The following is a 12,964-nucleotide window of genomic DNA, read 5'->3' as shown; positions in this document are numbered from 1 at the left end:
AGTGATTTTAAGTGAATGGTTTCCATTTTTTACCGCTCTGGTATGATCAGTGACCATTACGACGCACAACAACTGGATAAGTGGGCTGATGATTATCAATGCCAAAGGACCTGCAAGTTTTGCAGAGAAGTATATTGTGAGATCAATTTGGGAAAACAAATTTCCTCCAGGGTCCATTTTACCGGCTGAACGTGAGCTTTCAGAATTGATTGGTGTGACTCGCACCACTCTGCGTGAGGTGCTTCAGCGCTTGGCGCGTGACGGTTGGCTGAAAATTCAGCATGGCAAACCAACACGGGTTAACAACTTTTGGGAAACCTCAGGTTTAAACATCCTTGAGACTATTGCTGATTTGAATCCCGAGGGTTTTCCGGTATTGGTTGACCAACTCTTGTCAGCTAGAACGAACGTCAGTGCTATCTATTTTCGCGGTGCTTTGCGTTATAACCCGGATACCGCTGTGGAGGTACTTGCAAAGATTCACCAGCTTGAAGATACGGCTGAATCTTATGCTGAATTTGACTACTTACTGCATCACACCTTAGCGTTTTCGTCTGGAAATCCACTTTACGTTTTGATATTAAACGGATTTAAAGGTTTGTATAGTCGAGTTGGTCGTTATTACTTTACGAGCTCAGATGCGCGTTTATTAGCATTGAACTTTTACAAAGAATTAGAACTGTTGGCTCAGGCGAAAAATTACCTCGATGTCTCTGCGCTAATGCGTACCTATGGCATGAATAGCGGTAAGATGTGGTTACAATTACGCGAAGATATGCCGGCTTCTATTGCTCAAGATCATTAATCTCTGTGAGTGATATCGCGTTAAGATAGCGCTAAATAAACAAAAAGGCCGTTTCAATTGGAAACGGCCTTTTTATTGTGCTTATTATTCTGGTTTATTGGCTTCAGGGCAGGATGCTAAGACGCTAATACTCGCATCTGCATTTTTTTGCTCTAAGGTGACAGTGAAACCCCATAATCGATGTAAATGCTTTAATACTTCTTTATGGCTATTGGCTAAGGGAATATCGTTATTTGGCACATAATGTAAGGTCAAGGATCGATCACCGTTGATTTCCACATTATGTACTTGGATATTTGGCTCAATATTAGACAGGTTATATTGTTGTGATAGTAACTGGCGAATATCTTGATAGCCCCGTTCATCGTGGATCGCGGATACCGAAAGATAATTGCGTTTCTCATCATCATGGATACCAAACAATTTAAATTGGCGGATAACTTTAGGTGAGAGATATTGGCTAATAAAACTTTCATCTTTAAAGTTTTGCATCGCAAAGTGTAAGGTTTCAATCCAATCGCTGCCAGCAATGTCGGGAAACCAAGCTTTATCTTCATCGGTTGGATTTTCACAAATACGCCGAATATCGGTGAACATGGCAAAACCTAAGGCGTATGGGTTGATGCCACTGTAATAACGACTGTTGTAATCGGGTTGAGCCACAACGCCTGTATGACTTTGCAAAAACTCGATCATGAAGCGGTCAGTAACCACGCCATCGTCGTATAAGTGATTCAAGATAGTGTAATGCCAGAAGGTTGCCCAGCCTTCATTCATGACTTGAGTTTGTTTTTGTGGATAAAAATATTGCGCCATTTTACGCACAATACGGATTATTTCCCTTTGCCATGGTTCAAGCAAAGGAGCGTTTTTCTCGATAAAATATAAAATATTTTCCTGCGGTTCGGCGGGGAAACGACGTTTTTTAGATTGAGACTGCTCATGTTGATGGGTAGGAATGGTGCGCCATAAATCATTTACTTGGCTTTGAAGGTAAGCCTCGCGATCCTTTTGTCTTGCTTGTTCTTCCCTGAATGAGATTTCAGAGGGACGTTTATAACGATCTACACCATAGTTCATTAGCGCATGACAGGAGTCTATGACGCTTTCGACTTGTTCTACACCGTATTTTTGCTCGCAGTCACTGATGTAGTTTTTAGCAAAGACAAGGTAGTCAATAATCGAGCTCGCATCTGTCCATGTCTTAAATAAGTAATTGTTTTTAAAAAAGCTGTTATGTCCGAAACAGGCGTGAGCTATCACCAGCGCCTGCATTGTGATGGTATTTTCTTCCATTAAGTAAGCGATGCAGGGGTTAGAGTTAATCACAATTTCATAGGCGAGCCCCATTTGCCCACGTTTGTAACCTTGCTCGGTTTCGATAAAACGTTTGCCAAAGGACCAATGGGTGTAACCAATGGGCATACCAATGCCCGCATAAGCATCCATCATCTGCTCAGCGGTGATGACTTCAATTTGATTTGGGTAAGTGCTGAGCTTATACAGTGCTGCTACCCGTTCAATTTCCTTGAGGTAGTCCTGCAGTAGCTCGAAGCTCCAGTCGGGACCATCGCTCAGTGGTGTCCAAGGTGTTGATTTAGTTATCCCCATAGTGCCCCCTTAAACCGCTTGTTTCTTGAATAGCTCCCTAAAGACAGGGTAAATATCTTCGGCTTGACGTATATGCTGCACGGCGATGTTGTCGTAATGCTGTCGCAGGGATTCATATTCGCGCCACAGGGTTTGATGGGCGCGATTAGTGATTTCGATATAGCTGTAGTAGCGCACCAGTGGCAATATTTTTTGTTCTAACAATTGCCTACAGGTAGGTGAATCGTCGGCCCAGTTATCCCCGTCGGATGCTTGGGCCGCATAGATATTCCATTCATCGGCGGGGTAGCGGGCTTGTTGAATTTCATGCATTAATTTCAATGCACTGGACACTATGGTGCCGCCCGTTTCTTGGGAGTAAAAGAACTCGTGTTCATCGACTTCTTTAGCTTGGGTATGGTGACGAATATAAACCACTTCTAAATTTTTATAGGTACGAGTGAGGAACAAATACAGCAAGATATAGAAGCGTTTTGCCATATCTTTAGTTGCCTGATCCATAGAACCAGACACATCCATTAAACAGAACATCACAGCTTGGCTGGAGGGGATTTCTCGTTTCGCATAATTATTAAAGCGCAGATCGAAGGTATCGATAAACGGCACTCTAGCAATCTTTTGTTTTAATTCCTCAATTTGAGCTTTTAAATCCAAAATCAACTCAGCCTTAGTACCTGGAATATTTTCCAGTTCAGCAAGTTCTTGTTCTAACTCTTTTAATAGTTTCTTTTTACTGGCCGACATCGCAATGCGACGTGCAAGGGATGAACGTAATGAACGGACAATATTGATGTTAGCGGGGACGCCATCATTGGTGAACCCAGCACGGTAAATTTGGTATTCCACCAGTTTATTGAGGCGATTTTTTTGTAGATTGGGGAGTTCTAAGTCCTCAAACAATAACTCTAGATACTCGTCTTTAGAGATTTCGAACACAAAGTCATCGTCGCCTTCACCCGAGTTTGAGGCCTCGCCTTTGCCCGAACCGCCGCCTGAACCACCAGGTGGTCGGTCAATTTTATCGCCACGGGTAAATTGGTCATTACCGGGATGCACTCTATCCCTGACACCCCCTTTGCCTTGGTGAAACATAGGTTCACTGATATCCCGTGTTGGGATACTGATTTTTTCGCCTTTATCTACATCCGTTACGCTGCGACGAGTCACTGCATCGCTGACGGCTTTTTTAATTTGTTGCTTATATCTATTGATAAAGCGTTGGCGGTTGACTGTGCTTTTTCCTTTCGCATTCAACCGTCTATCGATAAAGTTCGCCATACGCACCTCCCAAAACCCAGCGAAGGCTTTGGCAACACCAAAGCCCTATACTTAGTTAGCGCAAGTTTAAGAAGATTTACGAACTCGTAAATACCACTCAGACAAGAGTCGGACTTGTTTTTTGGTATAGCCTTTCTCCATCATGCGATTGACGAAATCATCGTGTTTGCGTTGATCGTCGTTCGACGTTTTGGCGTTAAAGGAAATAACAGGCAGTAAATCTTCTGTGTTGGAGAACATTTTCTTCTCGATCACTGTGCGAAGTTTCTCGTAGCTGGTCCAGAGCGGATTGTTACCCTCATGGTTCGCGCGGGCGCGCAGCACAAAGTTAACGATTTCATTACGGAAATCTTTAGGATTGCTGATCCCCGCGGGCTTCTCAATCTTTTCAAGTTCAGCATTGAGGGCGGCGCGGTCGAATAGCTGACCTGTTTCTGGATCGCGGTATTCTTGATCTTGGATCCAAAAATCGGCGTAGGTAACATAGCGGTCGAAGATATTTTGGCCGTATTCAGAGTAAGACTCTAAGTAAGCGGTTTGAATCTCTTTACCGATAAACTCCACATATTTAGGGATCAAATAACCTTTTAGGAATTCAAGATAACGTTCGGCGGTATCGCCGGGGAATTGTTCTTGTTCAATTTGTCGTTCGAGGACATAGAATAAATGTACTGGGTTGGCGGCGATCTCTGAATGGTCGAAGTTAAATACCCGCGACAAAATCTTAAAGGCGAAACGGGTGGATAGTCCATTCATGCCTTCATCGACACCTGCGTAATCACGGTATTCTTGGTAAGACTTAGCCTTAGGATCGGTATCTTTCAGGCTTTCACCGTCATATACCCGCATCTTAGAGTAGATGGAGGAGTTTTCAGGCGGCTTGATGCGTGACAATACACTAAATTGCGCTAAGGTTTCTAAGGTGCCGGGAGCGCAGGGCGCTTTCGATAACTCAGAGTTGATTAGCAGTTTTTGATAGATTTGCAGCTCTTCTGAGACCCGTAAACAGTAGGGCACTTTGACGATGTAAACACGGTCGAGGAAGGCTTCATTGTTTTTGTTGTTTTTGAAGGTTGACCACTCGGACTCGTTTGAGTGAGCCAGAATAATCCCGCTATAGGGCAAGGCCGATAAGCCTTCTGTGCCGTTATAGTTACCTTCTTGCGTCGCAGTCAGTAGTGGATGCAGCACTTTAATTGGTGCCTTAAACATCTCGACGAATTCCATCACCCCTTGGTTTGCACGGCACAATGCGCCTGAATAGGCGTAAGCATCGGGATCATCTTGGGAGAAATGTTCGAGTTGCCGAATATCGACTTTACCGACAAGGGACGAAATATCTTGGTTGTTTTCATCACCAGGTTCAGTTTTCGCTATTGCCACTTGGTCCAGAATGGATGGAAAGACTTTTACCACGCGAAATTTGGAGATATCGCCACCAAACTCATGCAGACGTTTTACCGCCCAAGGCGACATGATAGTTTTCAGATAACGGTTGGGAATGTTGAATTCATCTTTTAACAGCTGTCCATCTTCTTCCACATCAAACAGGCAGAAGGGGTGATCGTTGACTGGGCTGCGGACTCCATTCGCGCTCAGAATGTAAATGGGCACTTTTTGCATTAGGGCTTTGAGTTTTTCGGCGAGTGATGACTTACCGCCGCCCACTGGGCCCAGTAGGTATAGAATTTGTTTGGATTCTTCTAATCCTTGAGCCGAGTGCTTTAGGTAAGCCACAATTTGCTCTATGGCGTCTTCCATGCCGAAGAAATCTTTAAATGCGGGATAGCGTGAAATAAGTCGATTCGAAAAAATACGGCTAAGTGTTGGATTTTTTGCGGTATCAATGACTTCTGCTTCACCAATTGCAAGCAGTAGTCGCTCTGATGCTGACATGTAAGCGCTGCGATCTCCCTTGCAGATGTCCAGAAACTCCTGCAAAGAATATTCTTCATCGAGTTTTTGTTCGTAGCGCTTTTGGTAATGCTCGAAAATGCCCATATAAACCCCCTGAAACGCCAGTGATGTCATGGAACGGATAACTGGCTAGCCAGCCTCCTACTCTAATCTTAGACACAAACTCACTATCTGTGTCAAAAAAATATCAAATAAAAACAATAACAAATAGTTGCAAACGCAATTATTGCACTTGTAGTTAGCGGAGGATAAATCGGTAGGATAAGGGATGGGCGGCAAACGAGGGGCATAAAAAAAGAGCCACTAGGGCTCTTTTTACTGGGATTAACCCACTGCTCATTCGGCAGTAAACAACGTTAGGTTAAATGAATTAACCTGCGAAGTTTTGGTTAACGAAGTCCCAGTTAACTAATTGCCAGAAGTGGGCAAGATAGTCAGGACGCACGTTACGGTAATCGATGTAGTAAGCGTGTTCCCACACGTCAACTGTCATGATTGGTGTTACTGTGCTGTCAGTCAGTGGCGTCGCTGCATTGCTAGTGTTAACGATAGCAAGAGTGCCATCGGCTTTTTTCACTAACCATGTCCAAGCGCTACCGAAGTTGTTTACTGCTGAATCAGTAAATTGCGCTTTGAATGCGTCGAATGAACCGAAAGCGGCATTGATTGCATCAGCAACTGGGCCTGTTGGTTCGCCGCCAGCATTAGGGGCTAAGCAGTTCCAGTAGAAAGTGTGGTTCCACACTTGAGCTGCGTTGTTAAATACGCCACCCGTAGAAGTTTTGATGATATCTTCTAAAGATTTACCAGCGAAATCAGTTCCTTCGATTAAGCCGTTTAGCTTCACAACATAAGTGTTGTGGTGCTTGCCGTAGTGGTATTCTATGGTTTCTTGAGAAATGTGTGGTTCTAGTGCGTTCTTTGCATATGGTAATGCGGGTAATTCGAAAGCCATTAGTATCTCTCCATGGTCTTAGGTTATCGTTTCTTAAACGTGCTCACTTAGGACTATTGTACCGATAAAATTTGTGATGTGAATCATTGTTTAGCTAATTGACTAGATAGACGCCATCGAAAAATCAAATGTCGACATAACCTTACAAACTGTGGGATTTTGTTCTGCGTCTAGCTGACGTACAATAGTCGCATTGAGTCAACGTCATCCTACTTAGGAATCAAAATGGAAACAGTAGAGAAAATTAAGCAGCAGATCACGGAAAACCCTATCATTGTTTATATGAAAGGCTCTCCTAAGTTACCAAGCTGTGGCTTCTCGTCACAGGTAGCTCAGATCATGATTAACTGCGGCGAGCAGTTTGCATTCGTGGATATTCTTCAGCATCCAGACATTCGCGCAGAATTACCTAAGTTTGCTAACTGGCCGACTTTTCCACAATTGTGGATTGAAGGCGAGTTGATCGGTGGGTGTGATATCGTAGTGGACATGTTCCAAAAAGGCGAATTACAACCTTTGATCAAAGCGGCTGCCGCTAAGATCAAGACTGAAGAGTAAGAGTTAATTCTTACTTCATAAAAATATTGCTTCATAAAAAAGCCGCCGTGATTGATATCACGGCGGCTTTTTTATGGTGGTTTCTTAAGAAACGATCAATTTTATAAAGTGGTCATTTTTCAACGACCTACTTCGAAATTGATCGTGTCTTCAAGCCGTAATTAATGAGGCGTCACATCAGACTCGTGGTGTTTATTGTGTGGCTTAGTCGCGGGTAATAGTAAGTTCATGGTAATAGCGACAATACCGCACAAGCTAATACCAGTCAGACTGAATGAACCTATGCCAAATGCCATGCCGCCGATACCAAAGACTAAGGTAACACCGACAATACTTAAATTACGTGGCTCAGATAAATCCACATGATTACGAATAAGGGTGTTGAGGCCAACTGCGGCAATGGAACCAAATAGCAAACACATAATACCGCCCATCACTGGGACGGGGATAGTTTGCATCAGCGCACCTAGTTTGCCAACGAAGGCTAAAGTGATGGCGGTAATGGCAGTCCAAGTCATGATCTTAGGATCAAAATTTCGGGTTAAGGTTACTGCACCTGTCACTTCTGAGTAAGTCGTGTTCGGTGGACCACCAAAGGCTGCGGCTGCAATTGTGGCAATCCCGTCACCCGTTAGCGTGCGATGCAGGCCGGGTTTTTTCATAAAATCTTTACCCGTGACGTTGGATATCGCCAGAATATCACCTATGTGTTCTACCGCAGGGGCGATTGCCACTGGGATCATAAATGCGATGGCATACCAGTTTAATTCTGGCGCGACAAATTTAGGAATAGCAATCCAGCTTGCAGCGGTCACGACTGCAAAATCAACAATACCAAAGGCTAGGCTTAAGCTGTAACCTACTATAATACCTGCTAAAATCGGCATCACTTTGAGTAGACCCTTTGCGAAAATCGCCACTGCGATAGTGGTACCAAGCGATGCGAGCGAAATAAATAACGCCGTATTTGTAGCGACTAAAGTCAAGCTACCATCACCACTCTTGCCTAATGCCATATTCACCGCAACGGGGGCTAAGCCAAGGCCGATAATAATGATCACGGGTCCCACTACGACTGGGGGCAATAGTCTGTGAATAAAGTCAGTACCGCGCACTTTAACCAAGGCGCCGAGCATGACGTAGACCACGCCCGCGGCCATAATGCCGCCCATTGTGGATGGAATTCCCCAAGTCTGCACGCCATAAAGTATGGGGGCAATAAAGGCGAAGGAAGATGCGAGGAAGATAGGCACTTGGCGTTTAGTAATCAATTGGAAGAGTAGGGTACCGATACCTGCGGTAAACAATGCCACACTGGTGTCGAGCCCTGTAAGTAGCGGCATTAGTACTAGGGCACCGAAGGCCACAAATAGCATTTGCGCGCCCTGTAGGGGGATAGCGAGTCGTCTCATTTATTATTCTCGTTAATTTAGGGTAAACCGCCAAATGATAACAGTTTGTTGGATTTTGAGCAGGAGAAAATCGCCTGTTTTGCCGACGTTGATCACTGTTTGGGTTTTCTGTGCTGTGGCAGGCTCGGAAATGGGGCTAAATTTTGGCAAGACTCGCTTAAGGCGCTAACTATGGTACAATTTGCCTCATCTGACGCTACTTCAACTACTCAAAGATGCTGAAATTCCTATTGAAGCCGAGCTTAATTGCATTTCTATATTGTCTGTTCACGATTAATAGCGTCAATGCTGTTGAGGTGAGTAAATTAGATGAGGCCAATGTGCCTGTGTCTTCGCGCGCAGTTGCTGAACGCGACAAAGCCTTAAAAAGTGCACTTGAGCAAGTCATTATCAAGAACACTGGGACGGCGCGATCCCTCGATAACAGCCTAATCCAATCTCAGCTCAGTAATCCTGATACCTTGCTGAGCCAGTATGGTTATATCGAGCAAAATGGCCAATTGCTGTTGACCGCGAGTTTTGAGCACCGCCGCATAGTGGCGTTACTGCGCCAGGCACAATTGCCTGTTTGGGGAACTCAACGCCCGCTGACCTTATTTTGGGTCGCTATGCCTGGTGATGGCGACACTATGATATTGGGTGACTCATCTGCGTTAGCCGAACGTAAGATTTTTAGCGATTTTTCCTATGCCCGCGGTATACCTGTACTCTTGCCTATCTTAGATCTTGATGAGTTGATGGGTATAAATCCTAACGATATTAAAGGGATGTTTGCCGACATCGTGGCGAGTGTATCTGGCCGCTATCAAGCTGACTTTTTGGCGCTAGTGGCAATTGATGCCGCCGGGAATCAGGTTCGTTATCGTTTAAATCTTTATACTAAGGCTACCATTGACTCTTTGACGCCACCGTTATTCAGTTACAACGGTACTGCTGAAAATTCGGCCCAAGCGATTACCGCTATGATGGCGGCGTTAGGTGAATACTATTTTACTAAGTATGCGATTGCCGATACTGGTACTCAGCTTGGTGCGAGTGTTACCTTCGTTAATATCCAAAAAATGGCGCAATTAGTTGAAGTTGAAAAATATTTGAAGCAACTCAGCGCGATTAAAAATGCCACGTTAACGCATATTCAAGGTAACACCGTGACTTTCTCGTTAGATTTATTTGGCTCAGAGACGGATTTACAACGCTTATTAAGCTTAGAGCCGCGTATTTCTGTGGTCGCACCTGTGAGTGCAGGTGAATTTAGCCCTGTCTCTAATCAAGCTGGCAAACCTGTGTATGAATGGCGTTTACATTAAGATGTTATCGGCCGTGCTTAGTTAAGCACGGCATTGTTTTTATTTAATATTGAGAAGACCGAGTGCCCTTAAACTCACCTCTGCAACTCTCGTTACCTGTGCATTTGCCAGACGACGAAACCTTTAATAGTTATTACCCCGCCGCGGGTAATGATGAACTTATTCAAAAATTGAGAGCGAATGCCGAAGGGCATGGTGAAGCCGCCATCTATTTGTGGGGCCCAGTTAAATCGGGTCGAACCCATTTAATGCACGCTGCTTGCGCGCACGCTAATGAAGTGGAGCGTCGCAGCTTTTATATTCCCTTAGGCATACATGCGAGTATTTCGACCGCATTGCTTGAAGGCCTAGAACAGTTGGATTTGGTTTGTATCGATGATGTCGATGCCATCGCCGGCCACCCCGTTTGGGAAGAGGCGATTTTTGATCTCTACAATCGCGTCGCAGAAAATAAGAATTGCGCCTTAGTGGTCAGCGGCAGCTCGTCTCCTGCGGATGCTGGGTTCCTCTTGCCAGATCTTGTTTCACGTATGCAATGGGGGTTGAATTACCAACTGCAACCCATGGCAGATGATGAAAAACTTGCCGCACTGCAACGCCGCGCCGCTATGCGTGGCCTGCAATTACCGGAAGATGTCGGGCGTTTTTTACTGAACCGTATGGCGCGGGATTTGCGGACCTTGTTTGATGTATTGGATAAGTTAGATAAAGCCTCATTAGTGCATCAGCGTAAGCTCACGATTCCGTTTGCCAAAGAGATGCTACACCTTTAGATACAGCATGGTTTGTGTTCGTTCTGAAGATACAAAACCTACTGGCATTAAAGCCAAAAAGAGTAAAGCCCGTCATGTTGAATACATACGGGCTTTTGTTTATCTAAAATTTAAAACGCTATTGTTGTGGATGTTGGTGACGGTCACCACTTAAGCGAAGTTCGGCTTCAAAACGAGACTCGGCATTAATTGCAGCTGCATTGCTTTGGCTTTTGAGCTGCGTATTCGCAGGCGATATTGCCAATGTTTGATGCCAGCTTTGACCTTGCACCATATTAATTGGCTCGGGTAGGCTTTCGACCAGACTGATCCCATTAAGCTCTGGCAGCATTTCATCAATCACCAACGCAGCGCGATTTTCTAGACTGTCTTGCGCAATTCGTCCCCTTTGTCCCCAGTCAATAATTAGCGAATCCGCAGTTAATATCGCAGGTTTATTGGTGATGGCGACATCACGCAATATTTGATAGCGATGACTCATCATGGCTTCCTCAAATAACATGGCCGTGTCTTCACGGGTACTGGAATAGGCATAGAAGTCGCTGGCGATATCGGTAGAAAAGAAAGTACTGACATCCGATGCTTGATAGGTCTTTTGCACATTACTCGCCGCTGCGCCGAGGAAACTAACATTGGCAAGTCCCATCATTTCAGTGCTCGTTAATGGGTAGGTTTTACTGACTTGATCTGAAATTAGACTCTTGCTGGCATTGCGGCGGCTGTAGTCATCTAACAGTCTTGGCCCTGTGAGTGTGGCATGCACGCTGCGTGGAAAAAAGTCATTGGCATGGGCGAGCTCGTGGTACAACAAGGAGGCCAGATCGGGATTGATTTGCGCTAATGTGCGGTTTGCTCTGACGGTGATAGGCACGCCAAGGGAGGCATATTGGTTATCTTTCACATAACGCCAAGGCATCACAAAGTTAAGATCATTTCCGAAATTACTGCGGTAATCCGGCGCTTCATTAATAGTGTCGCGTTGGCTTGGCGTAAGCCATAAATCATTGGGATCGAGATAAATCGCCCCTGTGACTACCCAATAGAAAGAAGGGCGTACATCATAGCTAATCACCACGGCTGTAACGGATTGTAACAGGCGGGCAAAATCGCTATTAGGGTCCATCTGGGCTAAGAAAGCGGCAAAGTTATCACCCATCCAATCGTGGGAAACCAGTACTCGATTTAGAATCGTCTCGTGATTGAGATCGCTTGAGGTTTGACCTATCAAAGGTAAGGTATTGATAGTGCAGCTATCATTAAGCTGATTGGAGTAAACACAGTTTGCTAGCACATTGGCGTAAGGTGAAGCCGGACGATAGGCATGGGTGCGCGCAACTGGGGTATCGAAGTATGGTGAGCTGATCGCTGGCGCCGAGGTTGTTAGCACAAAGACATCATCGCTAAGCTGATTGCCATTGACGTTGGCATTCACTTTGAGGCGAGTGATTGTATCCTGGGTGACCGTTGGCGCGGTAAACAAGGGTCTAAACGGATCGTTCACATCGACCATTAAATCTGGGCCAGATGCTACACACCAAGAGATATTTGCTGCGATTAATTCCGATTGTTGTCCGAGTCTTAAGCTCACATTATTGCTTTCAACCACTTGGTGATCTTGACGGACGTTTAGCATACCCGTCGATGCGGGATCGACATTAATACCAATTTCTCCGGAGACATCTAGATTACTGCCCGTCACATGCAAGCTAAAACGGTAGCCGCCTGTGGTGGGAGTATCAAGGGCTAATACCGGGCTGTTTTGACTGACGAGTGCTATGTTAGGGCCATCGATTTGCTGCCAACGGAAGGTTAAGTCTTGGCTGTCACGATTTAGGATATTGGCAATGATAGTACTAGATTGACCCGCCACATAATTTTGCTCGGTTTGAAAGCGAATTGAGGATGACGTGGTGGTAATGAGTGGCGAAATGCTATCTGTGCAGCGTGCTAGTGAGGTGGAGGGGGGCGTGACTACACTATCATCTGGTTTACTATCACTATCACCACCGCCCCCGCATGCCGCAAGTAGGCCAGAGCAAGCCATAAATCCGAAAAATTTCAGTGGTATCGACATTCCCATTACACCATTCTCCCTTGCTAACTCTGCTGTGCTATTTAGACTTTTGTGGCGTCATGGGACGCTTATACTGTGAGAAACTGACTATAGCACGGGTACTTAGTTGCAAAAAGTCAGTGTAAGTATAATAAGTGTTAATTTTGTCGTGATGGGAATTGACGTCGGAACAGAGGTTGAAACTAAGGTTGAAATGGATATTCAGACTGAGATCATAAGGGATATTTGAGCCAAGGTTTGGCCTTGCAATATAAAAAGTGCCGCTATACCCAGC

General features: G+C 45.0%; 10 protein-coding genes. 4 read left to right on the top strand and 6 right to left on the bottom strand.

All coding sequences use genetic code 11. The annotated features are described in order from the left end of the window. Nucleotides 1-88 precede the first annotated feature (88 nt). Complete coding sequence (fadR, locus tag L5L94_RS10820; RefSeq protein WP_028760321.1) at nucleotides 89-805, top strand: fatty acid metabolism transcriptional regulator FadR; 717 nt, start codon at nucleotides 89-91, stop codon at nucleotides 803-805. Nucleotides 806-889: 84 nt separating this feature from the next. Here the strand turns inward: fadR and L5L94_RS10815 are convergent, their stop codons facing one another. The 4 genes from L5L94_RS10815 to sodB form a co-directional block, all read right to left on the bottom strand. Beyond that, nucleotides 890-2,416 carry a SpoVR family protein gene (locus L5L94_RS10815; protein ID WP_113938762.1) on the bottom strand — a complete coding sequence of 509 codons (1,527 nt, stop codon included), beginning with the start codon at nucleotides 2,414-2,416 and terminating at the stop codon, nucleotides 890-892. Between the two features lie 9 nt (nucleotides 2,417-2,425). Further along, nucleotides 2,426-3,694: a YeaH/YhbH family protein gene (locus L5L94_RS10810; RefSeq protein ID WP_263163118.1), complete on the bottom strand. Its 1,269-nt coding sequence runs from the start codon at nucleotides 3,692-3,694 to the stop codon at nucleotides 2,426-2,428. A gap of 66 nt (nucleotides 3,695-3,760) precedes the next feature. Further along, complete coding sequence (locus tag L5L94_RS10805; RefSeq protein ID WP_131523897.1) at nucleotides 3,761-5,695, bottom strand: PrkA family serine protein kinase; 1,935 nt, start codon at nucleotides 5,693-5,695, stop codon at nucleotides 3,761-3,763. A 286-nt stretch (nucleotides 5,696-5,981) separates the two neighbouring features. Next, nucleotides 5,982-6,566, bottom strand: a complete 585-nt coding sequence (gene sodB, locus L5L94_RS10800) for a superoxide dismutase [Fe] (RefSeq protein ID WP_028760317.1) — start codon at nucleotides 6,564-6,566, stop codon at nucleotides 5,982-5,984. A gap of 225 nt (nucleotides 6,567-6,791) precedes the next feature. On the opposite strand from sodB, the gene grxD reads away from it, so the two are divergent. Then, entirely contained in the window at nucleotides 6,792-7,124 is a 333-nt protein-coding gene (gene grxD, locus L5L94_RS10795) for a Grx4 family monothiol glutaredoxin (RefSeq protein WP_011846572.1), read from the top strand. A gap of 161 nt (nucleotides 7,125-7,285) precedes the next feature. Here grxD and L5L94_RS10790 read toward each other — a convergent pair whose 3' ends face one another. Beyond that, nucleotides 7,286-8,536: a uracil-xanthine permease family protein gene (locus L5L94_RS10790; RefSeq protein ID WP_028760316.1), complete on the bottom strand. Its 1,251-nt coding sequence runs from the start codon at nucleotides 8,534-8,536 to the stop codon at nucleotides 7,286-7,288. Nucleotides 8,537-8,751: 215 nt separating this feature from the next. Between L5L94_RS10790 and L5L94_RS10785 the strand changes: the two genes are divergently transcribed. Together L5L94_RS10785 and hda are read left to right on the top strand one after the other, a co-directional pair. Then, nucleotides 8,752-9,843, top strand: a complete 1,092-nt coding sequence (locus L5L94_RS10785) for a DUF2066 domain-containing protein (RefSeq protein WP_219250545.1) — start codon at nucleotides 8,752-8,754, stop codon at nucleotides 9,841-9,843. A 62-nt stretch (nucleotides 9,844-9,905) separates the two neighbouring features. Next, nucleotides 9,906-10,616, top strand: a complete 711-nt coding sequence (gene hda, locus L5L94_RS10780) for a DnaA inactivator Hda (protein ID WP_168823935.1) — start codon at nucleotides 9,906-9,908, stop codon at nucleotides 10,614-10,616. Nucleotides 10,617-10,734: 118 nt separating this feature from the next. Here hda and L5L94_RS10775 read toward each other — a convergent pair whose 3' ends face one another. Further along, nucleotides 10,735-12,696 (bottom strand): hypothetical protein, encoded by a 1,962-nt coding sequence (locus tag L5L94_RS10775; protein WP_263163116.1) that lies wholly within the window; start codon nucleotides 12,694-12,696, stop codon nucleotides 10,735-10,737. Nucleotides 12,697-12,964 lie beyond the last annotated feature (268 nt).

The sequence above is a fragment of the Shewanella sp. SM21 genome (assembly GCF_025654335.1).
Taxonomy (GTDB): domain Bacteria; phylum Pseudomonadota; class Gammaproteobacteria; order Enterobacterales; family Shewanellaceae; genus Shewanella; species Shewanella oncorhynchi.
Note: the sequence above shows the minus strand (reverse complement) of the source record. Positions and strands in the feature narration are given on the sequence as shown.

Bases quoted from the DNA above. Each gene is read 5' to 3' on its own strand.
- fadR (WP_028760321.1), top strand. From the start codon at position 89: ATGATTATCAATGCCAAAGGACCTGCAAGTTTTGCAGAGAAGTATATT.
- L5L94_RS10815 (WP_113938762.1), bottom strand. From the start codon at position 2,416: ATGGGGATAACTAAATCAACACCTTGGACACCACTGAGCGATGGTCCC.
- L5L94_RS10810 (WP_263163118.1), bottom strand. From the start codon at position 3,694: ATGGCGAACTTTATCGATAGACGGTTGAATGCGAAAGGAAAAAGCACA.
- L5L94_RS10805 (WP_131523897.1), bottom strand. From the start codon at position 5,695: ATGGGCATTTTCGAGCATTACCAAAAGCGCTACGAACAAAAACTCGAT.
- sodB (WP_028760317.1), bottom strand. From the start codon at position 6,566: ATGGCTTTCGAATTACCCGCATTACCATATGCAAAGAACGCACTAGAA.
- grxD (WP_011846572.1), top strand. From the start codon at position 6,792: ATGGAAACAGTAGAGAAAATTAAGCAGCAGATCACGGAAAACCCTATC.
- L5L94_RS10790 (WP_028760316.1), bottom strand. From the start codon at position 8,536: ATGAGACGACTCGCTATCCCCCTACAGGGCGCGCAAATGCTATTTGTG.
- L5L94_RS10785 (WP_219250545.1), top strand. From the start codon at position 8,752: ATGCTGAAATTCCTATTGAAGCCGAGCTTAATTGCATTTCTATATTGT.
- L5L94_RS10775 (WP_263163116.1), bottom strand. From the start codon at position 12,696: ATGGGAATGTCGATACCACTGAAATTTTTCGGATTTATGGCTTGCTCT.